The 23,174-nt window shown below is 64.3% G+C and carries 22 protein-coding genes; 18 read left to right on the forward strand and 4 right to left on the reverse strand.

Features of this window, described 5'->3' with window-relative positions:
* The first annotated feature begins 4 nt into the window (after window positions 1-4).
* The 11 genes from LJ656_RS26465 to LJ656_RS26520 all read left to right on the forward strand — a co-directional run bounded on the left by LJ656_RS26465 (window position 5) and on the right by LJ656_RS26520 (window position 12,558).
* On the forward strand, window positions 5-934 hold the full coding sequence (locus LJ656_RS26465; RefSeq protein WP_230512486.1) for an ABC transporter substrate-binding protein: 930 nt from the start codon (window positions 5-7) through the stop codon (window positions 932-934).
* Window positions 935-980: 46 nt separating this feature from the next.
* Window positions 981-1,982, forward strand: coding sequence for an LLM class flavin-dependent oxidoreductase (locus LJ656_RS26470; RefSeq protein ID WP_230512487.1), 1,002 nt, complete (start codon window positions 981-983; stop codon window positions 1,980-1,982).
* A 39-nt stretch (window positions 1,983-2,021) separates the two neighbouring features.
* Entirely contained in the window at window positions 2,022-3,374 is a 1,353-nt protein-coding gene (locus LJ656_RS26475; protein WP_230512488.1) for an LLM class flavin-dependent oxidoreductase, read from the forward strand.
* A gap of 19 nt (window positions 3,375-3,393) precedes the next feature.
* Window positions 3,394-5,241, forward strand: coding sequence for an amino acid ABC transporter permease/ATP-binding protein (locus LJ656_RS34985; protein ID WP_329958903.1), 1,848 nt, complete (start codon window positions 3,394-3,396; stop codon window positions 5,239-5,241).
* A gap of 19 nt (window positions 5,242-5,260) precedes the next feature.
* Window positions 5,261-6,214 carry an ABC transporter substrate-binding protein gene (locus LJ656_RS26490; protein WP_230512489.1) on the forward strand — a complete coding sequence of 318 codons (954 nt, stop codon included), beginning with the start codon at window positions 5,261-5,263 and terminating at the stop codon, window positions 6,212-6,214.
* Window positions 6,215-6,424: 210 nt separating this feature from the next.
* Window positions 6,425-7,333 carry a TauD/TfdA dioxygenase family protein gene (locus LJ656_RS26495; RefSeq protein WP_425606023.1) on the forward strand — a complete coding sequence of 303 codons (909 nt, stop codon included), beginning with the start codon at window positions 6,425-6,427 and terminating at the stop codon, window positions 7,331-7,333.
* 57 nt (window positions 7,334-7,390) lie between these two features.
* Complete coding sequence (locus tag LJ656_RS26500; RefSeq protein ID WP_230512490.1) at window positions 7,391-8,461, forward strand: ABC transporter substrate-binding protein; 1,071 nt, start codon at window positions 7,391-7,393, stop codon at window positions 8,459-8,461.
* A gap of 49 nt (window positions 8,462-8,510) precedes the next feature.
* Complete coding sequence (locus tag LJ656_RS26505; protein WP_230512491.1) at window positions 8,511-9,377, forward strand: ABC transporter ATP-binding protein; 867 nt, start codon at window positions 8,511-8,513, stop codon at window positions 9,375-9,377.
* A complete protein-coding gene (locus tag LJ656_RS26510) occupies window positions 9,374-10,252 on the forward strand; it encodes an ABC transporter permease (protein ID WP_230512492.1) in 879 nt (292 codons plus the stop codon). The genes LJ656_RS26505 and LJ656_RS26510 overlap by 4 nt, the downstream gene beginning before the upstream one ends.
* 219 nt (window positions 10,253-10,471) lie before the next feature.
* Window positions 10,472-11,878, forward strand: a complete 1,407-nt coding sequence (locus LJ656_RS26515; protein ID WP_230512493.1) for a selenium-binding protein SBP56-related protein — start codon at window positions 10,472-10,474, stop codon at window positions 11,876-11,878.
* Window positions 11,875-12,558 (forward strand): hypothetical protein, encoded by a 684-nt coding sequence (locus LJ656_RS26520; RefSeq protein WP_230512494.1) that lies wholly within the window; start codon window positions 11,875-11,877, stop codon window positions 12,556-12,558. The genes LJ656_RS26515 and LJ656_RS26520 overlap by 4 nt, the downstream gene beginning before the upstream one ends.
* Window positions 12,559-12,577: 19 nt before the next feature.
* Here the strand turns inward: LJ656_RS26520 and LJ656_RS26525 are convergent, their stop codons facing one another.
* On the reverse strand, window positions 12,578-13,825 hold the full coding sequence (locus LJ656_RS26525) for a DUF1479 domain-containing protein (protein WP_230512495.1): 1,248 nt from the start codon (window positions 13,823-13,825) through the stop codon (window positions 12,578-12,580).
* 104 nt (window positions 13,826-13,929) lie between these two features.
* On the opposite strand from LJ656_RS26525, the gene LJ656_RS26530 reads away from it, so the two are divergent.
* From LJ656_RS26530 to LJ656_RS26540, 3 genes are all read left to right on the forward strand, one after another.
* On the forward strand, window positions 13,930-14,922 hold the full coding sequence (locus tag LJ656_RS26530; protein WP_230512496.1) for a helix-turn-helix domain-containing protein: 993 nt from the start codon (window positions 13,930-13,932) through the stop codon (window positions 14,920-14,922).
* A gap of 195 nt (window positions 14,923-15,117) precedes the next feature.
* Window positions 15,118-15,270, forward strand: coding sequence for a DUF6496 domain-containing protein (locus LJ656_RS26535; protein ID WP_230512497.1), 153 nt, complete (start codon window positions 15,118-15,120; stop codon window positions 15,268-15,270).
* 14 nt (window positions 15,271-15,284) lie between these two features.
* Entirely contained in the window at window positions 15,285-15,953 is a 669-nt protein-coding gene (locus tag LJ656_RS26540) for a UdgX family uracil-DNA binding protein (RefSeq protein WP_230512498.1), read from the forward strand.
* Here the strand turns inward: LJ656_RS26540 and LJ656_RS26545 are convergent, their stop codons facing one another.
* Together LJ656_RS26545 and LJ656_RS26550 are read right to left on the reverse strand one after the other, a co-directional pair.
* Window positions 15,954-16,865, reverse strand: a complete 912-nt coding sequence (locus LJ656_RS26545; RefSeq protein WP_230512499.1) for a DUF72 domain-containing protein — start codon at window positions 16,863-16,865, stop codon at window positions 15,954-15,956.
* Window positions 16,862-17,437 (reverse strand): DUF2795 domain-containing protein, encoded by a 576-nt coding sequence (locus tag LJ656_RS26550; protein ID WP_230512500.1) that lies wholly within the window; start codon window positions 17,435-17,437, stop codon window positions 16,862-16,864. The genes LJ656_RS26545 and LJ656_RS26550 overlap by 4 nt, the downstream gene beginning before the upstream one ends.
* Window positions 17,438-17,667: 230 nt before the next feature.
* Between LJ656_RS26550 and LJ656_RS26555 the strand changes: the two genes are divergently transcribed.
* Window positions 17,668-18,606: an NADP-dependent oxidoreductase gene (locus LJ656_RS26555; RefSeq protein WP_230512501.1), complete on the forward strand. Its 939-nt coding sequence runs from the start codon at window positions 17,668-17,670 to the stop codon at window positions 18,604-18,606.
* A 68-nt stretch (window positions 18,607-18,674) separates the two neighbouring features.
* Here LJ656_RS26555 and LJ656_RS26560 read toward each other — a convergent pair whose 3' ends face one another.
* Window positions 18,675-19,211 (reverse strand): hypothetical protein, encoded by a 537-nt coding sequence (locus LJ656_RS26560; RefSeq protein ID WP_230512502.1) that lies wholly within the window; start codon window positions 19,209-19,211, stop codon window positions 18,675-18,677.
* 265 nt (window positions 19,212-19,476) lie between these two features.
* Here LJ656_RS26560 and LJ656_RS26565 point away from each other — a divergent pair, with 265 nt between their 5' ends.
* From LJ656_RS26565 to tcuB, 3 genes are all read left to right on the forward strand, one after another.
* A complete protein-coding gene (locus tag LJ656_RS26565) occupies window positions 19,477-20,421 on the forward strand; it encodes a LysR family transcriptional regulator (RefSeq protein WP_230512503.1) in 945 nt (314 codons plus the stop codon).
* 143 nt (window positions 20,422-20,564) lie between these two features.
* Window positions 20,565-22,007 (forward strand): FAD-dependent tricarballylate dehydrogenase TcuA, encoded by a 1,443-nt coding sequence (tcuA, locus tag LJ656_RS26570; RefSeq protein WP_230512504.1) that lies wholly within the window; start codon window positions 20,565-20,567, stop codon window positions 22,005-22,007.
* Window positions 21,994-23,163 (forward strand): tricarballylate utilization 4Fe-4S protein TcuB, encoded by a 1,170-nt coding sequence (tcuB, locus tag LJ656_RS26575; RefSeq protein ID WP_230512505.1) that lies wholly within the window; start codon window positions 21,994-21,996, stop codon window positions 23,161-23,163. Before tcuA ends, tcuB begins: the two co-directional genes overlap by 14 nt.
* Window positions 23,164-23,174: the final 11 nt, after the last annotated feature.

Raw genomic sequence — 23,174 nt, forward strand, 5'->3', positions numbered from 1 at the left:
AAACATGAAAGCAGTATTGCAACTGTCGTCGCTCGTGGCGGCCGCGCTGTTGTATGCGGGCGGCAGCGCGTTCGCCGCGACCTCGTTCGATCTGAGCCCTGAACAGCACAGCCGGATTCGCGCACAACAGGACGTGGCCGCGACCAAGGCATTGCCCGCGAACTTTCCGTTCGTCGCGAAAGACGCGTTGACGATCGGCATCGTGGTCGCGCATCCGCCGATCAGCACCTACGCGACCGATGCGAAAACCGTGGTCGGCTTCGATCCCGATCTCGCGCAACTGGTCGCGGACAGCCTGGGCCGCAAACTGAACGTGGTGATTCTTTCGTGGCCGGACTGGCCGCTCGCGCTTGCATCCGGCAAGGTCGACGCGGTGATTTCGAACGTCACGGTGACCGAAGAGCGCAAAGCCAAGTTCGACTTCTCGACTTACCGGCGCGATGAGGTCGGCTTCTTCGTGAAGACCGACAGCCCGATCAAATCGATCAGGGAACCTAAGGACGTGGCGGGCCTTCGCGTGATTACCGACGCCGGCACGAATCAGGAAAAGATCCTGCTGGCATGGGACAAGGACAACGTCGCGCACGGACTGAAGCCGATCCAGGTGCAGTACTACGACGACGACGCGGTCAAATCGGTCGCGCTGCAATCGGGCCGCGCCGACGCGATTTTCAGCGTCAATGCCGCGCTGTCGTACGACTCGGCCGCGCACGGCAAGACCCGCCAGGTCGGCACCGTCAGCGGCGGCTGGCCGCGCACCGCCGAAGTCGCGGTGACCACGCGCAAAGGCAGCGGGCTCGCGGCGCCGGTGACGATCGTGCTGAACGATCTGATCGGCAATGGCCAGTACCGCTCGGTGCTGGAGCGCTGGAATCTCGGCTCGGAAGCGATCGACAAAGCCGCGACCAATCCGCCGGGTCTGCCGAAATCCTGAACCCGCGAGCGCGTGTCGTCTCCCTTCTTCGCCTATTCGCTATCCCATGACTTATTCGCTTTCGTTACTGGATAAAAGCCCGATCGCCGCCGGCGCGAGCGCGGCCGACGCGCTGCGCTTCACGGTCGCGCTCGCGAAGCGCGCCGAAGCGCTCGGCTTCAAACGCTTCTGGGTCGCCGAACATCACGGCGCGCCGGGCCTCGCGAGTTCCGCACCGGAACTGGTGGTCGCGCATCTGCTCGCGCATACGTCGCGGATCCGGGTCGGCTCGGGCGGCGTGATGTTGCAGCACTACAGTCCGTTCAAGGTCGCCGAATCGTTCAAGCTGCTCGCGGCGCTCGCGCCGGGCCGCGTCGATCTCGGCGTCGGCAAGGCGCCGGGCGGACTGCCGCAGACCACGCGGGCACTGCAATGGCTGCACGACCGGCACAACAAGCCGGGCTTCGACACGCAGCTCGCGCAACTCGATGCGTTTCTCGGCGACGGCGTCGACGCGGACCATCCGTTGGCGGGCGCGCTCGCGTTTCCCATTGCGCCCGCGCCGCTCGAACGCGTCGTGCTGGGCGGCAGTCCCGACAGCGCGGCGCTCGCCGCACGCCAGGGCTGGCAGTTCTGCTACGCCGGCCATTTCAATGGCGACGAAGCGAATATCGAGCGCACCGTGCAGACGTATCGCGACGCAAGCGGCCGCGCGCCGTTGCTGGCGCTGTACGCGCTCGCCGCAACTACACGCGACGAAGCGGAGCGGCTCAGCGGACCGCTGCGGGTTTTCCGTCTGCAACTGGCCGGCGGCCAGAGCGTGAATCTGCCGAGCGTCGAAGCCGCGCAGGAATACGCGCGGCAAGCGGGCGTGAGCGACTACACGCTCGAAGAGCGTCGTCCGCACGTCGTCAAAGGCACGGCCGGGGAGGTGCGCGAGCAGCTGGACGCGCTGAGCCGTCGCTACGGCATCGACGAATTCGTGATCGATTCGCCGCTGCAACACTATCCGGCGCGCCTGCGCTCGGTCGAGCTGCTCGGCGGCACTATCGAGCCCGCGTATGCGTGACCTTTCCCAACGACCCATCATCGATTCGCGGACGATCCCATGAGTACTCGCAAACTCAATTTCGGCATCATGCTGCAAGGCGCCGGCAGCCATATGAATGCGTGGAAGCATCCGGCCGGGCCCGCCGACGCGAGCGTGAACCTGAAGTTTCTCGTCGATACGGTGCGCAAGGCCGAGGCGTTCGGAATTTCGTTCGCGTTCGTCGCGGACGGCCTGTATATCAACGAAAAATCGATCCCGCACTTTCTGAACCGCTTCGAACCGATCTCGATCCTGTCGGCGCTCGCGACGGTTACGTCGAAAATCGGCCTGGCGGGCACCGTATCGACGTCGTATAGCGATCCGTTTACGGTCGCGCGGCAGTTCGCGTCGCTCGATCTGATCAGTGGCGGCCGGGCCGGCTGGAACGTGGTGACGACGCCGCTCGAAGGGACCGCGAAAAACTACGGCGGCTCGCACCCGGAGCACGCGTTGCGCTATGAGATCGCCGACGAATACCTGAGCGTCGCGCAAGGGCTGTGGGATAGTTGGGACGACGATGCATTCGTGCGCGAACGCGAGAGCGGAGTGTTTTTCGAGCGCGACAAGCTGCATACGCTCAATCACGCGGGCAAGTTCTTCCAGGTAGCGGGGCCGCTGAATATTCAGCGCTCGGCGCAGGGACAGCCGGTGATCTTTCAGGCGGGATCGTCGGATGCGGGCATTGAGCTCGCCGGCAAATACGCGGATGCGGTGTTTACGCATTCGGTGTCGCTCGAAGAAACCCGCGCGTTCGCGCAGCGTGTGAAAGACAGCGCGGTCGAGCACGGCCGCAGCCGCGACGATGTGAAAATTTTCCCCGGTATCAGCCCGATCGTCGGCGCGACGCCGGAAGAAGCGGAAGAAAAATACCGCGCAATTCGCGAGCTATTGACGATCGACGAAGCGCTCGCGTATCTGGGCCGCTATTTCGATCACCACGACTTCACCCAGTACCCGCTCGACGAGCCGTTCCCCGAGTTGGGCGAGATCGGCCGCAACAGTTTCCGTTCGACCACCGACCGCATCAAGGCCGATGCCCGCAAGAACGGCTCGACGCTGCGCGAAGTCGCGCTCGAAGTGGCGACGCCGCGCACGCATTTTATCGGCACGCCCGCGCAGATCGCGGACGAGCTGATCCGCTGGCTCGACGCGGGGGCGGCCGACGGCTTCATTCTCGGCTTCGCGGTACAGGCGCAAGGCCTCGACGATTTCGTGCGCTATGTGGTGCCCGAACTCGAACAGCGCGGCCGCTACGAGCGCACGCTGACGGGCGCGACGTTGCGCGACCACCTTGGTTTGCCGCGCAAGGCGAGCCGTTATGCGACGGCGGCAGCGGCGCCGGAACGGGCCACTGTGGCCGCAGCGGCCTGACGGCACGGAGCAGACGACGATGAACGACACCGCAGAACTCGCCAACCCGCCGCTGTCCGGTGCGCACGCCGGCGCGCACGCCGACTCGCCACGCGAGCGCGACCACTTCCGGATCGTGCCGGCCAGGCATCGCGCACGCACGCTCGGCACCCTCGCGGCGGCGCTGCTGATCGGCCTCGTGCTGCATTCGGTACTCGGCAATCCGCGTTGGGGCTGGCCGGTATTCGCCGAGTGGTTTCTGTCCGAGCCGGTGCTGTCCGGACTCGGCCGCACTTTGCTCTTGACCGCGCTCGGCGCGGTGTTCGGCTTCGCGCTCGGAATTCCGCTCGCGCTCGCGCGCGTGTCGCGCTCGCCGTTGCTGGCCGGTTGCGCGTGGGCATTCGTGTGGCTGTTCCGCTCGATTCCGCTGATCGTGTTGCTGCTGATCCTGAACAACCTCGGCTATCTGTATGAAACCGTGCGGCTCGGCGTGCCGTTCACGAACGTGCTGCTGCTCGACGTGCCGACTACCGAGTTGATCAGTCCATTTCTCGCCGCGGTACTCGGCTTGACGCTCAATCACGCGGCGTTTTCGGCGGAAGTAATACGCGGCGGGATTCAGTCGGTCGATCACGGCCAGCTCGAAGCGGCCGCCGCGCTCGGCTTGCCGCGCCAGCGGCAGGCATCGCGCATCGTACTGCCGCAGGCGATGCGCGCGATCGTGCCGACCGCGTTCAACGATCTGATCGCGCTCGCGAAGGGTTCGTCGATGGTGTACGTGCTCGCGATGCCGGAGTTGTTCTACACGGTGCAGATCATCTATCGGCGCAATCTCGAAGTGATTCCGCTGCTGATGGTCGCGACGGTCTGGTATCTGATCATTCTGACCGTGCTGTCGGCGCTACAGGTGTATGTGGAGCGGCATTTTTCGCGCGGTGTGAAGCGCAATGCGGCGCCGTCCGTTTTCGGCGGTTTGCTGAAGTACGTGGGTTTCGCGCGCGGTGACAAACAGGCGCGCGTCGCTGCACGCGTTGGGACGGACGCGGCGGACGCAGACGCGCAAGCGGCGGGCGCCGCCGCAAGCGCTAACGCCACCGCTGCGCCGCAACGCTGGGCCGATCAGCGCGATGGCGCGCGCATCGTGATCCAGCAGGTGTCGAAGAGTTTCGGCACGCTGAAAGTACTCGACAACGTGTCGCTGACGATGCATCCCGGCAGCGTCACCGTGATTCTCGGCCAGTCCGGTTCCGGCAAATCGACGTTGCTGCGCACGATCAATCACCTGGAGCGCGTCGATTCCGGCCTGATCGATATCAACGGCGAGCTGATCGGCTATCGCCGCGACGGCGCTACGTTATACGAACTGAAAGAGAAAGAGATTCTGCGCCGCCGTGTCGAAGTCGGCATGGTGTTCCAGAACTTCAATCTGTTCCCGCATCTGACGGTGCTCGAAAACATCGTCGAAGCGCCGGTCGCATTGGGGCGCCTGTCGCGCGCGGAAGCGGAAAGTCTCGCGCTGAGCCTGCTCGCGCGGGTCGGTCTCGAAGCGAAGGCGCATGCGTGGCCGCGTCAGTTGTCCGGGGGCCAGCAACAGCGGGTCGCGATTGCGCGCGCGCTGGCGTTGAAACCGAAGGTGCTGCTGTTCGATGAACCGACCTCGGCGCTCGACCCGGAACTCGTCAACGAAGTACTCGACGTGATCAAGGCACTCGCGCGTTCCGGCACGACGATGGTGATCGTCACGCACGAAATCGGCTTTGCGCGCGAAGTCGCCGACGACATCGTCTTCATGGATCGCGGCCGCGTGGTCGAAGCGGGTCCGCCCGCGCAGGTGCTGAACCAGCCGAGCCATCCGCGCACCCGCGAATTCCTGTCGCGCGTTCTGTGAACGTATTACGAAACTAGCCATGCCCGATCGACGTCAATTCCTTCTTACCGGCAGTGCGTTCGGCGCGCTGCTGCTGTCCAACTCGTTCGAATTCGCCCACGCGGCGCAAACGCCGCGCGACACGGTCGACCTGAGTCCGCAGCAGCCGAACCGGATTCGGGTGCAAAAGAATCCGGCCGCGCTCGCGGCGCTCGGCAATCACTACCGCTTCGCGAAAGACGGCTATTTCACGGTCGGGATCACGCCGCACGTGCCGCCCACCGCGACCTATGCAACCGATGCGCGGACCGTCGTCGGTGCCGATCCCGATTACGCACAACTGGTAGCCGATTCGCTCGGACTGAAGCTGAACCTCGTGCCGATCGCATGGGCCGACTGGCCGCTCGGTCTGAGTTCCGGCAAATACGACGCGGTGATCTCGAACGTCGGCGTGACCGAGCAGCGCAAGGAGAAGTTCGACTTCACGACTTACCGGCAGGGGCTGCACGGTTTCTATGTGAGAACCGCGAGCCCGATCAGAAAGATCGCGCAACCGCAAGACGTGGCCGGACTGCGGCTGATCACGTCGGCGGGGACCAATCAGGAGAAGATCATTCTCGAATGGAACAGGCGCAACATCGCAAGCGGACTGAAGCCGGTCGAATTCCAGTACTTCGACGACGATGCCGCGAGCCGCGTCGCGCTGCTGTCGGGCCGCGCCGATGTCGAATTCAATCCGAACGCGCCGCTCGCGTACGACGCGGCCACCACCGGCGCGATCCGCCAGGTCGGCACGCTGAACGCCGGCTGGCCGGCCCGCTCGGACGTCGCGATCGCGACCCGCAAGGGCAGCGGCCTGATGGATGCGTTGACGGTCGCGACCAACGGTCTGATCGCCGCCGGCACTTACCGGCGCTTGCTCGCGCTGTGGGGGATCGAGTCGGAAGCGTTGCCGCGTTCGGAAAGCAATCCGCCCGGCCTGCCCAAGTTCTAATGCGGTGAAAGGCGGATGAAAGGCGGCGCCGCAAGCCGCGACGCGTTGCAGCGGCGGGTTTATCACTCCAGCAGATAACCGTATCGGATTTGCTTCGTTGGCTTTGCACGCGCCGCCCGTTACATTCGTCGGACTGTCCGCGCCGTTAAGCGCCCGCTGAACCGATCCGACGAAGAGCTTCCCGTGACGACGACTACCGCTGCTGCCTCTATTGCTACGCCCACCGCGTCTATTGCATCCACTACGCCGGCCGCCGCCGCGTCCGCGCAATCCTTCGAGATCCGCCCGTTCGACGCGCCGCTCGGCGCCGAAGTGCTCGGCCTCGACCTGAGCCAACCGCTCGATGAGCACGATTTCGCGCGCCTGCACCTCGCGCATCTGAACCATCACGTACTGGTGTTCCGCGATCAGCGCATCACGCCGGAACAGCAGATCGCGTTCAGCCGTCGCTTCGGCCCGCTGCAGATTCACGTACTGCATCAGTTCGGGTTGCCAGGTTATCCGGAGGTGCTGGTGGTGTCGAACATCATCGAGAACGGCCAGCCGATCGGTCTCGGCGATGCCGGTCATTACTGGCACTCGGACCTTTCATACAAGGAGAAGCCGAGCCTCGGCTCGCTGCTGCACGCGCAGGAGTTGCCGGCCGAAGGCGGCGATACGCTGTTCGCGAACATGCATCTCGCGTGGGACACGCTGCCCGCGCATCTGCGCAGCGCGGTGCAAGGGCGCAGCGCCGAGCACACGTACCTCGCGAAATACGCGGAGTTGCAAAAGCGCAGCCCATGGCGTCCCAATCTGTCGGCCGAGCAGATCGCCCAGGTCAAACCCGTCGTGCATCCGATCGTGCGCACGCATCCGGAAACGGGCCGCAAGGCGCTGTTCGTCAGCGAGCATTTCACGACCCGCGTGATCGGCGTGCCGGAAGACGAAAGCCGCGCGTTGCTCGCCGAACTGTTCGCGCACAGCGTGCGGCCCGAGCATCTGTACCGGCACCGCTGGGCCGCGCACGACATGGTGTTCTGGGACAACCGCTCGCTGATGCATCTGGCCGCCGGCACGCCCAATCATTTGCGCCGCAAGCTGTATCGCACGACGATCGAAGGCGACGTGCCGTTCTGAGCAGCGCGCTTCCATTACAAGTACACCGTTACACACCGCACGCCGACTGGAGCTGCAATGCCGAGCCTGATTCGTCCGACCGCCGCACGGCCGTCGTCTATCCGCCATAGCCGGAATCTCCGACGCTTGACCGCACTATTACTGAGTCTCACGACCGGCGCGGCGAGTCTCGCCGTCACCGCGCCCGCGCACGCCGAAGGCCAGGTTCGCGTGGCCGAGCAGTTCGGCATCGTCTATCTGCTGCTGAACGTCGCGCGCGATCAGCATTTCATCGAAACCGAAGGCCGTAAGCAGGGGCTCGACATCAAGGTCGATTGGGTCAAGCTGTCGGGCGGCGCGGCGGTCAACGATGCGTTGCTGTCGGGCGCGATCGATATCGCGGGCGGGGGCGTCGGTCCGCTGCTGACGATCTGGGACCGCACGCGCGGCAAACAGAACGTCAAGGGCGTCGCGTCGCTCGGCAATCTGCCGTATTACCTGATCAGCAACGACCCGAACGTGAAGACGATCGCCGACTTCACGCAGAAAGACCGGATCGCGTTGCCGGCGGTCAACGTGTCGGTGCAGTCGCGCGTGCTGCAATACGCGGCGGCCAAACGCTGGGGCGACAAGGAATACGACCGGCTCGACAAGTACACGCAGGCATTGCCGCATCCGGACGCGGCCGCGGCGATCATCGCGGGCCGCACGGAAATTACCGGTCACTTCGGCAATCCGCCGTTCCAGGAGCAGGAACTGGCCGGCAATCCGAAAGCGCATATCGTGCTCAATTCGTACGACGTGCTCGGCGGCCCGAGTTCGGCCACCGTGCTGTACGCAACCGAGAAATTCCGCCGCGACAATCCGAAGACTTATCGCGCGTTCGTCGATGGGCTGGCCGATGCGGCGAAGTACATCAACGCGAATCCGCAAGGCGCTGCCGATATCTATATCCGCACCAATCAGTCGAAGATCGATCGCGATCTGCTCGTGAAGATCATCACGAATCCGCAGGTGCAGTTCAAGATCGTCCCGCAAAACACGCTCGGGCTCGCGCAGTTCATGCATCGCGTGGGCGTGATCAAGAACGAACCGAAATCGTGGCAGGACTATTTCTTCGACGATCCGGCGACCGCGGCGGGCAGTTGAGTATGAATCCGCTGGTTTTGAATTCGAATCACTCGCGGGAGGCGCTCTGATGGTGGCCAATCCTAAACTTCTATTTCCGCACGATGCGGCGCAAAGCAATCCGGCAACTACCGTCGCAACTGCGGCGGCAACTGCGGCGTCAACCAGCGGCAAACTGCTGACGGTCGAGAACCTGAGCCTCGAATACCGCACGCGCGAACGCATCGTGCGCGCGACGCACGACATCAGTTTCGACGTCTACGGCGGCGACCGTTTCGTGCTGCTCGGCCCGTCCGGTTGCGGCAAGTCGACGTTGCTGAAGGCGGTCGCGGGTTTCATCGAGCCGAGCGCCGGCAGCATCTCACTCGATGGCCAGCGGGTGCGCGGGCCGGGCGCCGACCGGATCGTCGTGTTTCAGGAATTCGACCAGTTGCCGCCGTGGAAGACGGTCGTGCAGAACATCGCGTTTCCGCTGCGAGTCGCAAAGAAGCTGTCGAAGGCGCAAGCGCACGAACGCGCGCTCTATTACCTCGACAAGGTCGGGCTCGCCGCCTTCGCGAATGCGTATCCGCACACGCTGTCGGGCGGGATGAAGCAGCGCGTCGCGATTGCGCGGGCGCTGGCGATGCAGCCGCGCGTGCTGCTGATGGACGAGCCGTTTGCCGCGCTCGATGCGCTGACGCGCCGCAAGATGCAGGAAGAACTGCTGCGGCTGTGGGAAGAGGTCAGGTTCACGCTGCTGTTCGTCACGCATTCGATCGAAGAGGCGCTTGTGGTCGGCAACCGGATTCTTCTGCTGTCGCCGCATCCGGGCCGCGTGCGCGCGGAACTGAACAGTCACCAGTATTCACAGGACAGTTTCGGCCGCGCGGATTTTCAGCGCAGCGTCGCGCGCATTCATCATCTGTTGTTCGAACCGACGGAGGCCGTGCAATGAGTACTCCCGCCACATTGCTGCCGCCGGTGCGCGACGAATACGAACGCCCGCTCGAAGCGCCCGGCGAGCTCGCATTCGAAGCGCCGTTGCCCGTCGCTAAACGTTTGTTCGAGCACGCGTGGCTGCGCAAGACACTGATCGCGCTGGTGCTGATCGCCGGCTGGGAAATCGCCGCGCGCGCAATCAATAACGACCTGCTGCTGCCCACGTTCGGCGCGACTTTCAGCGCGTTCGTGCAGGGCGTGTGGTCCGGCGAGTTGCTGGCCAAAACTGCGGTGTCGATGTCGGTTCTGCTGCGCGGCTATCTGCTCGGCGCGGCGGGCGCGTTCGTGCTGACCTCGCTTGCGGTGTCGACGCGGGTCGGCCGCGATCTGCTGTCGATGCTGACCGCGATGTTCAATCCGTTGCCGTCGATCGCATTGCTGCCGCTCGCGTTGCTGTGGTTCGGGCTCGGCACGGGCAGCCTGTTGTTCGTGCTGGTGCACGCGGTGCTGTGGCCGCTCGCGCTCAATACCTATTCCGGCTTTCAGTCGGTGCCGGCGACGCTGAAGATGACCGGCCGCAATTACGGGCTGACCGGGCTGCGCCATGTGCTGCTGATTCTCGTGCCGGCCGCGCTGCCGTCGATTCTGGCCGGGTTGCGAGTAGGTTGGGCATTCGCGTGGCGCACGCTGATCGCCGCGGAACTGGTGTTCGGCGCGAGTTCGGGCAGCGGCGGGCTCGGCTGGTACATCTTCCAGAATCGCAACGAGCTGTATACGGATCGCGTATTCGCGGGGCTCGCGGCGGTGATCGTGATCGGTCTGCTGGTCGAGCACCTCGTGTTCGATACGCTCGAACGCGTGACCGTGCGGCGCTGGGGTTTGCAGCAGTGAGCATCTGATCGGGCGGTCGGCATTTTCCGGTTGCTTCGCACGCCGCCGTGAACTACAAATCTAAAGCTGTGCAGTGGCCCGAATTTCGCCGGGCCGGCCTTCGCGCCGGCCATGCCGGAAAAACGATGTTGCGCCGCGGTACGGTGGATAGCCTTCGCCTGCCAGCCGGAGCGCCGGCCCATCGCGGGCTTTCAGTCAGAACCCAAGGAGAGTGCTGTCATGGGAATGCGCCCCGATCCCACTTTTCATGCGTCGCCGAAACTCGCGATGGATGCGCCGGCGGAGGACTATGCGTATACGGTGCTGCTCAGTCCGGATTTCTCGCAGCCCGACGCGCTCGCGGTGATCGACGTGAAGCCCGGTTCGCCGACCTATAGCCAGGTCGTGCATACGGTGCCGGTGCCGAATAAAGGCGACGAATTCCATCATTTCGGCTGGAATGCGTGCTCGTCGTCATTGTCGCCGCTGACCGGCCATGCGTTTCTCGAACGGCGTTATCTGATCATTCCCGGGATGCGCTCGTCGCGCATCTATATCGTCGATACGAAGCCGCATCCGACTCAGGCGAAGATTCACAAGATCATCGAGCCCGAGGAGATCTTTCGCAAGACCGGTTATTCGCGCCCGCACACCGTGCATTGCGGACCGGAAGGCATTTATGTGAGCACGCTCGGCGGCGCGGGCGAGGACGGCACCGACGGGCCGCCCGGCATTTTCATTATGGATTGCGAGACTTTCGAGGTACTCGGCCGTTGGGAAATCGAGCGCGGCGCGCAGGAAAAGCATTACGACTTCTGGTGGAATCTGCCGCGCGACTATATGGTGTCGACCGAATGGGCATTGCCGCCGCAATTCGAAAACGGCATCGTGCCCGAAGATCTGCTCGCTAACCGCTACGGACACCGGGTGCACTTCTGGGATCTGCGCGCGCGCCGCAACGTGCAGACGCTGGATCTGGGCGCCAATCATCAGATGGCGCTCGAAGTGCGGCCCGCGCACGATCCGAGCCGCGAATACGGTTTTATCGGCGTGGTCGTCGATACCACCAATCTGGAGGGTTCGATCTGGACGTGGTGGCGCGAGGACGGCCAGTTCCACATCGAGAAGACCGCGACGATTCCACCCGAACCCGCGCATGCGGACGAATTGCCGCCGCTGTTGAAAGGTTTCGGCGCGGTGCCGCCGCTCGTCACCGACATCGATCTGTCGATCGACGATAAATTCCTCTACGTCGCGTGTTGGGGCACCGGCGAAATGCGTCAGTACGACGTGACGGAGCCGCGCAAGCCGAAGCTGACCGGCTCGGTGCGAATCGGCGGGATCGAGCGCTGCACCCCGCATCCGAACGGCAAGCGCTTCGCCGGCGGGCCGCAGATGGTCGAGATCAGCCGCGACGGCAAGCGCGTGTACTGGACCAATTCGCTGTACTCGACGTGGGACGACCAGTTCTACCCGGATGGCGTGCCCGGCGCGCAGGTGATGGCGTACGCGGATCCGAACGGCGGCCTGACGCTCGCCGACGATTACTTCGTCGAATTTCCGCAAGGTTATCGCGCGCATCAGATCCGCCTCGAAGGGGGCGACTGCTCGACCGATTCGTTCTGCTATCCGTCGGTGGGCGTTTGAGCGGCGCGGTGTCGCCGCAAGGCGGCCTGTGGCTGGCGGTGCTCGCGAGCGGTTTGTATCACGGCCTGAATCCGGCGATGGGTTGGCCGCTCGCGGTGTCGAACGGTTTGATGCAGCGGCGCAGCCAGGCATTGCTCACCGCGCTGCTGTATCTGGCGGCGGGGCACGCGCTCGCGATTCTGCTGATGATGCTGCCGTTCGCGTTGCTCGCAGGCGTGCTCGCGTGGCAGCGCGAGATTCAGATAGCGGCCAGCGTGCTGGTGATCGGCTTCGGTCTGGTGCTGCTGATACGCCGCCGGCATCCGCGCATGCTTGCGAGAATTCCGCCGGCGCGGCTCGCGTTGTGGTCGTTCGCGGTGGCCATCGCGCATGGCGCGGGTTTGATGCTGGTGCCGATCTATCTGGGCTTATGCCGCGCCGATCGACTGGACGACGCGCACCGGGCCGCGCAGACGCTGATCGAAAGCGGGTTGCGCACCGCGCTGGCGGTCGCCGCGGTGCACGCGACCGCGATGATCGCGGCCGGCGGTGTGCTCGCGTGGCTCGTCTATCGCTATCTGGGACTCAAGTTCGTGTCGCGCAGCTGGTTCAATCTCGATGCGGTGTGGGCGCTGAGTCTGATTCTGGTGGGCGGGGTGTCGCTGGTCTTCAATGCCGGCTACGAACTGCATGTCGCGTAGCCGGTATTGCGCTGCTTCGTTATGAAAGGCCGAAGCCCATCTGCTGTTTGCCCAATGCGGTCAAATCTTCGGTCGTCGCGCGCCCGGTGAAATCCACTTCGAAATGATCGGCCGGGAAATCCGGCGGACTTTTTCCCTCGACGAAACTCACGCGTTGCCGCTTCAGGTACGCGTCGTTCTTCGCGCACGCCGGTGCGGACGCGATATACATCACATTGCTATAGCCTGCGCCGCGATGCGCGTCTTCGACCGCGTGAATCACGTCGCTGTGCCAGAACACCGTGTCGCCGGCCTGCATCAGCGGAATCGACGACAGCGCGTCGAATAGCGGCGCGTGATATCTCGCGTCGATCGACAGCGCGCGGCCCGGCATCGCGCCGCATAGGTCGTCGTCGGCGACATCGTCCTGCAACGCGCGCAGCAGGATATACGCCATCGCGTTCGCAATCGGCACAAGTTGCAGCGTGCCGTCGCCGGGGCCTTGCGGCGTCAATGCGGTCCAGCCCTGAAACGTGCGGAACATCGAGCAGACCGCCGGCGACGCAATTTCCTCGACATCGGTGCGCCATGCGGCATCGAATGGATCGTAGTCGCGCCAGTTGCCGGCAAACACATGCCGATAGACCTTGCGGAAATTCGCTTCGATCCAGCGTTCGACCGAGCCGCCATCGCAATGCGCGGACAGGCCCAGCGATTCGGAACCGGGCGGGCGGCGGCGCAGCCGGTCCGCGTAGACCGGCACATGATCGGGATCGAAGTGCACGCGGCCTTCGCTTTCGCTGCGCCACAGCCGGTTCAGGAAGACGCGCGCCTGCGTGAGCTCGACCGATTGGCGCGCGAGCACTTGCGGTTTGGACCAGTACACGCCGTAAATCTGTGGCTTGCTCGACGCGAGCTGGCCGAAGTACTTGTCTTCGGCGCGATTGAGCAGTTTGGTATCCAGATCATTGCGTTCGACGTAGTCGGCGATCTCGCGATCCCATTGCTCGACGCGCGAACGCTCGAACACCTCGCGAATCACGCAGGCGCCGCGCGCTTTGACGAGCGCGATCTGCGCGGCGCTGACACGATTATTCGCGATGTCGGCGAAGCGGATTTCGGGGATTACCGCTTCGCCGCGTTCGCGCAGCGCCGCGATCTGTTGCGCTTCGCGGGTCATCGCCGCTTCGACTTCGGCGAAGACTTGGCGGTAATTGGGCAGCATTGCGCGCAGTTCCCGTTTGGCGTTGCGGATGCTTGCGGGCAGGTCGTCGATTTGCAGGGCCATGGTGTCGTCTCCGTCTTTCGATGAGTGTTGGCGATGTACGGAGCGTACTGCGGCGGCGCGGATCTGGGTGATATGATCGGGCCAACCTCTTTGCATATCCGGTCATGAAGGCGACTTACGAGCACGTCGAGATCGGCGCCAGTTGTTCCGTGCGGGTTTACCATCGGCGGCTGCCGAGGATTCCGTTCGAGTGGCATCACCACCCCGAATACGAACTCACGCTGACGCTGAACAGTCAGGGCAAGCGCTTTATCGGCGATTCGGTGACGGTCTACGGCGACGACGACCTCGTGCTGGTGCCGCCGAATCTGCCGCATACGTGGGCATCGAATCGCTCGATCGATTCGTCGGCCGCGCAGGTCGCGATCGTCGTCTGGTTCGACGGTGCGTGGGTGCGGCGACTCGCCGATGTCTGCCCGGAGTACAGCGGCCTGTGCAATCTGCTGCGGCGCGCGGCCTGCGGCCTGGCATTCGAACCCGGCGCGGCCGCGCATTTGCGCGGCGAACTCGACCGGTTGCTGTCCGCCAACCCGCGCGAGCGGCTCAAAGCGGTACTCGATGTACTCGACTGGCTGGCAGAAGCACCGGCCACGCCGCTCGCGTCGCCGAGCGCGTTCGATGCGAATAGCGGCGCGCATACCGGTACGCCGTCCGGCTATCAGCCCGATCAGCTGAACCGGGTTCTCGCGCTGATCGACACGCAATTCGCGCATCCATTGCGGCTCGCGACGCTCGCGAAAGCGTCCGGACTATCCGAGCGCTCGCTGACGCGGCACTTCACGCAGCATCTCGGCGAGAGTGTCGGGCGTTATATCGCGCGCGTGCGCATCGGCCATGCATGCCGCCTGCTGACCGCGACCGGCCTGCCGGTTTCGGTCATCGCCGCGCGTTCGGGATTCGCGAACGTCGCGAATTTCAACCGGCAATTCAGACGCTCGAAAGCGATGACGCCGGCCGAGTACCGGCAACAGTTCACGGGCACACGGCAAGCCGAGGACGAAAGCGTGCCGGCGCTGACCGAGCGTTCGCCGTCGCTCGCCGGCAAGCGCGGCGGCGCGAAGCGCAAGACGGCACCCGCTGGCCGCCGCACTGGCTGAATTCGCGAAACGCGGTGGAGCAACGAGGCCGCCCGCGTTGCCAACCTTATTGGCCGTTTAAATCCGGATTCTCACCTCACTATCGGACTCGTGTCTCATCGGCGCGGCACGCCGTATGCTGCGCGTTTCCAGCACGGCAACCGCCGCCTCAGGTGGTTCGTCATTTCCAGTTCATCACGCAACAGGAGAAGAATCATGCCGCTGAAACGAGGGACGTCGAAAGAGACGGTGTCGCACAACGTGAAGACCGAAACGAAACATGGCAAGCCGCAAAAACAGGCGGTCGCGATTGCGCTGAATCAGGCGCGCAAGTCCGGCGCGAAGATTCCGAAGAAGCACGATAAATAACGCCCATTACGCCGATGACCGACGGACAGCCGAAAAAGCGCACGCGGGACGGTGCTCGGGCGCAGCAACCCGAACAGGCGGACGTCGACCCCGCTCAGCAGCCGGCGAAGCTCGACGACTGCCGCCGCTGCGCGCTGTGGCGCAACGCGACTCAAGCGGTGCCTGGCGAGGGCCAGCGACACGCAGCGATCGTGCTGGTCGGCGAACAGCCCGGCGATATGGAGGATTTGCAGGGCAAGCCTTTCGTCGGTCCGGCCGGTGCGTTGCTCGACAAGGCGCTCGCGGAGGCGGGCCTGAAACGCCATGACGTCTATGTGACGAATGCGGTCAAGCATTTCAAATGGATCGCGCGCGGCAAGCGCCGGCTGCATAAGACGCCGGCGCAGCGGGAGGTGGACGCGTGCAGCTATTGGCTCGAGCAGGAACTGGCAAAACCCGATGTGCAAGTGGTCGTTGCGCTGGGGGCGACCGCGTTGAAAGCGGTACTCGACGATTCGCACGCGCGCTTGCAGGACGCATTCGACAAGACGATCGAGCGCGGAAACCAGCGTGTCGTCGCGACCTATCATCCGTCGTTCGCGTTGCGCGCGCCGGATCCGGACACGCGTCGCAATGTGTACGAGAAGATCGTCGCTGCGCTGCAAACCGCACAGAAACTTGCACTCGAGCGTAAAGCCAGGTAGTCAGATTTTTGAAGTTGCGGGCTGTGCGTGCAAGCCGAGCTGTTCCATCAAGCGCTGCGCATCGAAAGGCGCGCGCGCTTTCACGTCGTTGTCGAAATAACAGTACACATCGCGCGTCGCGCGACGGCGCGGGGCGTGCTCCGGCGCAATGAGCCGCGCGTCATCCGGCTGCGAACCGCGGCGCCATGCCTCGATCCGCTCGGCCCATTGCCGCAGCGCGTCGTCCGAATAGGAGCCAGCATATTTCGCTTCGGAGCCGTGCAGGCGGATATAGACGAAATCCGCGGTGAGGTCTTCCACGATCGGCCACGGTTCGGTCGAATCGGATACCACCAGCGCGACGCCATAGCGCCGCAGCAACGCCACGAATGCCGGATCGACAAAGCTCTGATGCCTCACTTCGACCGCGTGGCGCAATGCGCGCTTGCGTTCGATCTTCAGATAAGGCGTTTTCACGCGCGCGTCGTGCTGTTCGGCCAATGACAACGCGGCGGCGGTGTCGGGCGGCAACACATTCAGAAAGCGCTCCATCCTGTCGGGATCGAAACGGAACGACGGCGGAAACTGCCACAGAATCGGGCCGAGCTTGTCGTCCAGCGCGAGCAGCCCCTGCGCGAAGAAGTTGGCAATGCCGGCGCGCGCGCTGTCGTCGCGGAATCTCAGCAGGTGGGTCAGATAGCGCGCGCCCTTCACGCCGAACACGAAACCGGCCGGCGTTTGCGCGCACCAGCGTTGCCAGCTGTCGAGCGATTGCAGGCTGTAATGCGTGCCGTTGATCTCGATCGTCTGCAGGCGCGTGGACGCGTACTGTAATTCGTCCGCGTGTTTCAGATCCTTTGGATAAAAGTTGTCGCGCCACCCGGCGTAACGCCAGCCGGAAATGCCGATCCGCACGTCGCCGCTTTTGTTCATTCGCGCGTCGCGCCCGGTGGCACCGGATTTTTGTCCTGCGCGGATTCAAGCGCGTTTTCGGAAGCCGGGTGTTTGCGCTTTTCCTGCTGGTCCTTTTCGCTCTGCAGCGTATTGGCCGGTGGATTGGCCGGTGTGCGCGTCGGCGGGTTGGCCCGGTCGCGCGAATCGCCGGTCTCGGGCTTGCCGCCGCTGCCGGCTGAGATAGGTGAAGTACGTTCCATCAGCTTCTCCTGAAGTTGCCGCCACCGCTTCGGGAAACGGCAATGTCGTTGAATTCGCGCGATCTCTTTCTCAACCGCTGCGGGGCTGTCGAAATTGTGGTCGGGCAGACGATCGACCAGATCGACGATGTCGGTATTCGCATGGTTCTTGCGCGCCTGGTCGACGAGCTTTTCGCGCGTGGTCGGATAGTCAATGCCGCTGAGTGCCTTCTGAATGTCGGCGGGATTCGGCTGGCCTGGATGGCGATGGTCCTGCGAGTGGGCGGGGTGTTGAGACACGGTGTGCTCCTTTGGGTCAAAAAGTGATGGCGGATCGAGCGGGCCGCCGTGTTGGCCAGATTCGTTGGCCACATTCGTCGGCCAACCTCGTCGGCCAACGTTATTGCTCAATGTCGGGTTCGCATATCTCGTGCCGCGGTCATCGACACGACGACCGTCTGTTCCGCGCGAGCAGCACGCATGCCCGCACAGCGCGCCCGGTCACCCGCTGCGTGTCCAACCCGGTGAGGAACGCCGCTTGCGCAGCGTCGTCCATTCAGCTCGCGCGTCGCACCAAGCGCGAATCGTCCAAGGAGGCAATCATGAGCACGATGCGCGCTTACCGCATTCACGGTTTCGGCGGTCCCGAAGTATTGAAGGCAGAGGACATCGAGATTCCAGAGCCGGGCGCGGGCGAAGTGCTGGTGCGGGTCGGCGCGGCGAGCGCGAATCCGGTCGACCTGAAAACCCGCGCGGGACAGTACCCGCTGATTCGCGAGGACAAACTGCCGTACACGCTGGGCCGCGACTTCTCGGGCGTCGTCGAACGCACCGGCGACGGCGTCACGCAGTGGCGTACAGGCGACGGCGTGTACGGCTTCGTCGGCCAGGGGCAGGGCGCGTATGCGCAATTCGTCGTGGTTGCCGCGAACGCGCTTGCGCGGCGGCCGCAACACGTCGACGCGGTCACCGCGGGCGCGGTGCCGCTAGCCGCGCTGACCGCGTGGCAGGGACTGTTCGATCACGGCAAGCTCGAAGCGGGTGGCCGCGTGTTGATTCATGCCGGCGCGGGCGGGGTCGGCCATTTCGCGGTGCAGTTCGCGAAGCAGCACGGCGCGCAAGTGTTCGCGACGGCGTCGGGCGACGGCATCGAATTCGTGCGCTCGCTCGGCGCGGACCGGGTGATCGACTATCACGCGCAACGCTTTGAAGACGTCGCGCGCGACATGGACCTTGTTTTCGATCTGATCGGGGGCGATACGCAGCGCCGCTCGTGGGCGGCGGTCGCCACCGGCGGCGCGCTGATTTCTACGCTCACCGAACCGTCGCAGACCGAAGCGTCGAGTCATGGCGCTAGAGCCGCGCGGTATACCGCGCGACCCGACGGCCGGCAATTGACGGAGATTGCGGGGTTGATCGACAACGGCAGCGTGCGGGTCGTGGTCGCCGAGCGCTTTGCGTTCGACGCGGTCGGTAAGGCACTCGAAAGGCTCGCTAAAGGCCATGTACGCGGCAAGCTCGTGGTGGAGGTCGCGGCATAGACCGCGGTAATTCGCGGTTGCTGACTGGCGGTACTGATTCTTTCGCTCGGGTGGGCCTGATCAGGCTGTCAGGTCTCCTGGCGATAGCGCTGCCATGTTTTGCTGATCGCTCGATATGCCAAGACCGCGAAGATCAACGAGACGGCCAGATTCGTCGGGATATGGAAATATTCGCGTTCGCGCTCACCACGACTATAAGAAATATCCGCCCATGCAAGCGGCTCACACGCCGACGATGGCAAACTCGGCAAGGCAGAGCGCATGACCAGCAAGAGCCCGACCAGGAGCGCCGCCTTGCAAAGCCAACCGGCAAGTGTCGCGATGCTCATGGGCCATTTCCGACCGTGCCGCGGTCCGGCGCGATAGCTTCGCCATAGCTTGAAGATCGTTCGATAAGTCCATATAGCGAAGATTAGAGGGACAAGCAGGTTAACGGGGATATAGACATCGTCCGGTTCACGCAGGCCAAAGCCATGAGCGATGTCCAGCCACCGCAGCGCTTCGCACTCTTTCATCGGTCCGTTCGTACCGATCAGGCGCACGGCCAGCAAGAACAGGCCGATCGAGAAAGTGACCTTGAATAACCTACGGACAAGTGTCGCCATGGGCGATGACCTCGATCGTTCCATATGTGATCCGCTCACAACGTAAGCCCGGAGACAGGGGGCAAACGGTAGGCCGGTGATCGTGGAAACGCAATCGGACGATTCCTGGGCGGGCGCACTTTTCGCGCGTTGCGTTACTTTGACGAAACGCGCGAATGCCGGTGCGGTCGAACTCCAGCGCATTCGCATCCGCTGTATTTCCGCTCCGTTACGCCTTCGTGTATAAGACATCCATGTCAAAACACGCCGCGCGAAAGGGGACCACGTGGAACTGCGCCAGCTTCGCTATTTCGTCTCTGTCGTCGAACACGGCAGCATGGGCCGCGCGGCGGCCGAGCTCGGCGTGGTCACGTCCGCGCTGAGTCAGCAGATCAGCCGCCTCGAAAGCGAACTGTCGACGCGCCTGCTGCAACGCACATCCAGCGGCGTGCTGCCGACCGACGCGGGCCTCGCGTTCTGGCGACAGGCGCAACTGGCGCTGCGCCACGTCGACGATGCCGCGCATGCGGCCCAGCACGCGCGTTTGTCCGGCCACGTCAGCGTCGGCATGGCGCCGAGTACGACCGGCGTGCTCGGCCTGCCGTTCATGCGGGCGATGCGCGAGCGCTATCCCGCGGTGCGGCTGCGAATGGTCGAGAGCCTGTCCGGGCATCTCGCGGTCATGCTCAACGCGCGCCAGATCGATCTGGCGATCCTGTTCCAGAGTACCGACAGCCAGCAACGCTTCAGCGCGACGCCGTTGATCGAAGAACGGCTGTTCGCGATCGCATCGGCCGATTCCGGCACGCTGCCGGACACGAAAAAGGTCAAGCTCGCGCAGGTCGCGCCGTTGCCGCTGATCCTGCCGAGCAGTCCGCACGGTTTGCGCGCGCTGCTGAGCGCCGCGTTCGCGAGCGCGAAATGCACGCCGAACGTGGTCGCCGAAATCGATGGACTGGCAATGTTAATGGATGCGGTCGGCGGCGGCATCGGCGTGACGATTCAGCCCGGCGCCGCGCTGGCGCGTCGCGACCCGGGCGCGTTTCGCGCGCTGCCGCTCGCGGACCGGCAGATGGTGCGGCCCAACCAACTGGTCAGCCTTGCCGACGACGAACTGTCGCCGGCCGGCCTCGCGGCGCGCGTGGTGCTGGCGGACGTCGCGCGTTCGCTGGTCGCCGAAGGGCGCTGGGCCGGCGCGACGCTCGCGGGGCAGGGGGCGGGGGCAACCTGAGCGGGCAGCCTGAGCGGGCCACCTGAGCGGGCCACCTGAGCGGGGCACCCTTCACGATTCGTGAACACCTATTGCCGGCTGCGTGCTGGCGGATCAACTCGAGCGCGTCCTACACTCCGGGCAACTGAAGGAGACGCTCGAACATGGTGGATGTCCTGGTCATTGGCGGCGGCAACGCCGCGTTGTGCGCCGCGCTGATGGCACGCGAGGCGGGCGCCTCGGTATTGCTGCTCGAAGCGGCGCCGCGCGAATGGCGCGGCGGCAATTCGATGCACACCCGCAATCTGCGCTGCATGCACGACGCGCCGCAAGACGTGCTCGTCGATGCATACCCGGAAGAAGAGTACTGGCAGGACCTGCTCAAGGTCACCGGCGGTCTGACCGACGAAAAGCTCGCACGGATCGCGATTCGCGCGTCGTCGAACTGTCGCGGCTGGATGCGCCGGCATGGCGTGCATTTCCAGCCGCCGCTGTCGGGCGCGCTGCACGTGGCGCGCACCAACGCGTTTTTCATGGGCGGCGGCAAGGCGCTCGTCAACGCGTATTACCGCAGCGCCGAGGCGCTCGGCGTGCAGATTCGCTACAACGCGCCGGTCGATGCGATCGAACTCGACGGCGACCGCTTCGTCGCCGCGCGGATCGGCGCCGAGCGGATCGAGGCGCGCGCGTGCGTGCTGGCCGCGGGCGGTTTCGAATCGAATCGCGAGTGGCTGCGCGAAGCGTGGGGGCAGGTCAACGGCGAATGGGTCGCCGACAACTTCCTGATTCGCGGCACCCGTTTCAATATGGGCGTGCTGCTCAAATACATGATCGACGCCGGCGCGGATGCGATCGGCGATCCGTCGCAATCGCATTGCGTCGCAATCGATGCGCGCGCGCCTCTCTATGACGGCGGCATCTGCACGCGGGTCGATTGCGTGTCGCTCGGCGTGGTGGTCAACCGGAACGCGCAGCGCTTCTATGACGAAGGCGAGGACTTCTGGCCGAAACGCTACGCGATCTGGGGCCGGCTCGTCGCGCAGCAGCCGGGGCAGATCGGCTATTCGATCATCGATTCCAAAGCGATTGGCCGTTTCATGCCGCCGGTTTTTCCGGGCACCAAGGCCAATACGCTGGCCGAACTCGCGCGCGCGACCGGCCTCGACGAAACGGCATTGGTCAACACGATCGAGACTTACAACCGCGCGTGCCGGGTCGGCAGTTTCGATCACGCGGTACTCGACGATTGCCATACCGAAGGCATTCAACCCGCCAAGACCCACTGGGCGCAGCCGATCGACAAGCCGCCTTTCTATGCCTACGCGCTGCGCCCCGGCATCACGTTCACCTATCTGGGTCTTAAGGTCAACGAACGGTCGGCCGTGCATTTCGACGGCAAGCCAAGTTCGAACCTGTACGTGGCGGGCGAAATGATGGCCGGCAACGTGCTCGGCAAAGGCTATACGGCGGGTGTCGGGATGGCGATCGGCACCGCATTCGGCCGGATTGCCGGCACCGAGGCCGCGCGCGCGGCGCTGCTGGCTAAACAGCAATCGAATACCACCGAGAACCAGAAAGCGAAGGAAAACGATCATGCAGTCGCTTGAAGCGCTGACCCGCGAGGCGAGTGCGCTCGCGTCGAACGAAATGCCGCTGACGCGCGCGATGAGCGCGGCCGAATCGGAAGTGAGCCGCATCATGCAGATCTGCAACGCGTGCCGCTATTGCGAAGGCTTTTGCGCGGTGTTTCCGGCGATGACCCGGCGCCTCGAATTCGGCCGCGCCGACACCCACTTCCTCGCCAATCTGTGCCACAACTGCAGCGCCTGTCTGCATGCGTGCCAGTACGCGCCGCCGCACGAATTCGCTGTCAACGTGCCGCAAGCGATGGCGCAGGTGCGCTTGCAGACCTACACCGATTACGCGTGGCCAGCCGGTTTCGGCGCGCTGTACAAGCGCAACGGCGTAACGCTCGCGCTCGCGCTGGCCGGCGGCCTCGCGCTGTTCCTGATTCTGGCGATGCTGTTCAAGGGCGCGTCGCTGTTTACGCCGGTGGCCGGCAATTTCTACGCGGTGTTTCCGCACAACACGCTTGCATTGCTGTTCGGCGTGGTCTTCATGTTCGCCATTGCGGCGCTTGGCGTCGGCGTGCGCCGCTTCTGGCGCAACGAGGACCCGGGCGCGATGTCCGGCGCCGCCCTCGGCGAAACGGTGCATGACGTGCTGAGCTTGCGCTATCTGGGCGGCGGTCACGGCTCCGGCTGCAATACGGATAGCGACGCATTCTCGCTCGCGCGCCGCCGCTTTCATCACCTGACCTTCTACGGCTTCATGCTGTGCTTCGCGGCAACCTGCGTCGCGACGCTCTACCACTACGTATTCGCGCTCGAAGCGCCTTATGCGTTGGCGAGCCTGCCGGTGGTGCTCGGCACGTTGGGCGGCCTCGGTTTGCTGGTCGGTCCAGCCGGGCTGTTGTGGCTGAACCTGAAGCGTCATCCGCTCGCCGGCGATGCCGCGCAGCGGCCGATGGACCGCGGCTTTATCGCGTTGCTGCTGCTGACGAGCGCGAGCGGTCTGGGTTTGATGCTGCTGCGCGATACGTCGCTGATGGGCGTGTTGCTGGCGATTCACCTTGGCATCGTGATGGCGCTGTTTCTGACGCTGCCGTACGGCAAGTTCGCGCACGGCATCTATCGCAGCGCGGCGCTATTGAAGTGGTCGATCGAGAAAAGAAAGCCGAGCAGCTTGCTGGTCGAAGATTGAGCGGGCGCGAC

The sequence above is a fragment of the Paraburkholderia sejongensis genome (assembly GCF_020880815.1).
GTDB lineage: Bacteria > Pseudomonadota > Gammaproteobacteria > Burkholderiales > Burkholderiaceae > Paraburkholderia > Paraburkholderia sejongensis.

Excerpts from the sequence above, each read along its gene's own strand:
- LJ656_RS26465 (WP_230512486.1), top strand. The coding sequence starts at position 5 with ATGAAAGCAGTATTGCAACTGTCGTCGCTCGTGGCGGCCGCGCTGTTG.
- LJ656_RS26470 (WP_230512487.1), top strand. The coding sequence starts at position 981 with ATGACTTATTCGCTTTCGTTACTGGATAAAAGCCCGATCGCCGCCGGC.
- LJ656_RS26475 (WP_230512488.1), top strand. The coding sequence starts at position 2,022 with ATGAGTACTCGCAAACTCAATTTCGGCATCATGCTGCAAGGCGCCGGC.
- LJ656_RS34985 (WP_329958903.1), top strand. The coding sequence starts at position 3,394 with ATGAACGACACCGCAGAACTCGCCAACCCGCCGCTGTCCGGTGCGCAC.
- LJ656_RS26490 (WP_230512489.1), top strand. The coding sequence starts at position 5,261 with ATGCCCGATCGACGTCAATTCCTTCTTACCGGCAGTGCGTTCGGCGCG.
- LJ656_RS26500 (WP_230512490.1), top strand. The coding sequence starts at position 7,391 with ATGCCGAGCCTGATTCGTCCGACCGCCGCACGGCCGTCGTCTATCCGC.
- LJ656_RS26505 (WP_230512491.1), top strand. The coding sequence starts at position 8,511 with ATGGTGGCCAATCCTAAACTTCTATTTCCGCACGATGCGGCGCAAAGC.
- LJ656_RS26510 (WP_230512492.1), top strand. The coding sequence starts at position 9,374 with ATGAGTACTCCCGCCACATTGCTGCCGCCGGTGCGCGACGAATACGAA.
- LJ656_RS26515 (WP_230512493.1), top strand. The coding sequence starts at position 10,472 with ATGGGAATGCGCCCCGATCCCACTTTTCATGCGTCGCCGAAACTCGCG.
- LJ656_RS26525 (WP_230512495.1), bottom strand. The coding sequence starts at position 13,825 with ATGGCCCTGCAAATCGACGACCTGCCCGCAAGCATCCGCAACGCCAAA.
- LJ656_RS26530 (WP_230512496.1), top strand. The coding sequence starts at position 13,930 with ATGAAGGCGACTTACGAGCACGTCGAGATCGGCGCCAGTTGTTCCGTG.
- LJ656_RS26535 (WP_230512497.1), top strand. The coding sequence starts at position 15,118 with ATGCCGCTGAAACGAGGGACGTCGAAAGAGACGGTGTCGCACAACGTG.
- LJ656_RS26540 (WP_230512498.1), top strand. The coding sequence starts at position 15,285 with ATGACCGACGGACAGCCGAAAAAGCGCACGCGGGACGGTGCTCGGGCG.
- LJ656_RS26545 (WP_230512499.1), bottom strand. The coding sequence starts at position 16,865 with ATGAACAAAAGCGGCGACGTGCGGATCGGCATTTCCGGCTGGCGTTAC.
- LJ656_RS26555 (WP_230512501.1), top strand. The coding sequence starts at position 17,668 with ATGAGCACGATGCGCGCTTACCGCATTCACGGTTTCGGCGGTCCCGAA.
- LJ656_RS26560 (WP_230512502.1), bottom strand. The coding sequence starts at position 19,211 with ATGGCGACACTTGTCCGTAGGTTATTCAAGGTCACTTTCTCGATCGGC.
- tcuA (WP_230512504.1), top strand. The coding sequence starts at position 20,565 with ATGGTGGATGTCCTGGTCATTGGCGGCGGCAACGCCGCGTTGTGCGCC.
- tcuB (WP_230512505.1), top strand. The coding sequence starts at position 21,994 with ATGCAGTCGCTTGAAGCGCTGACCCGCGAGGCGAGTGCGCTCGCGTCG.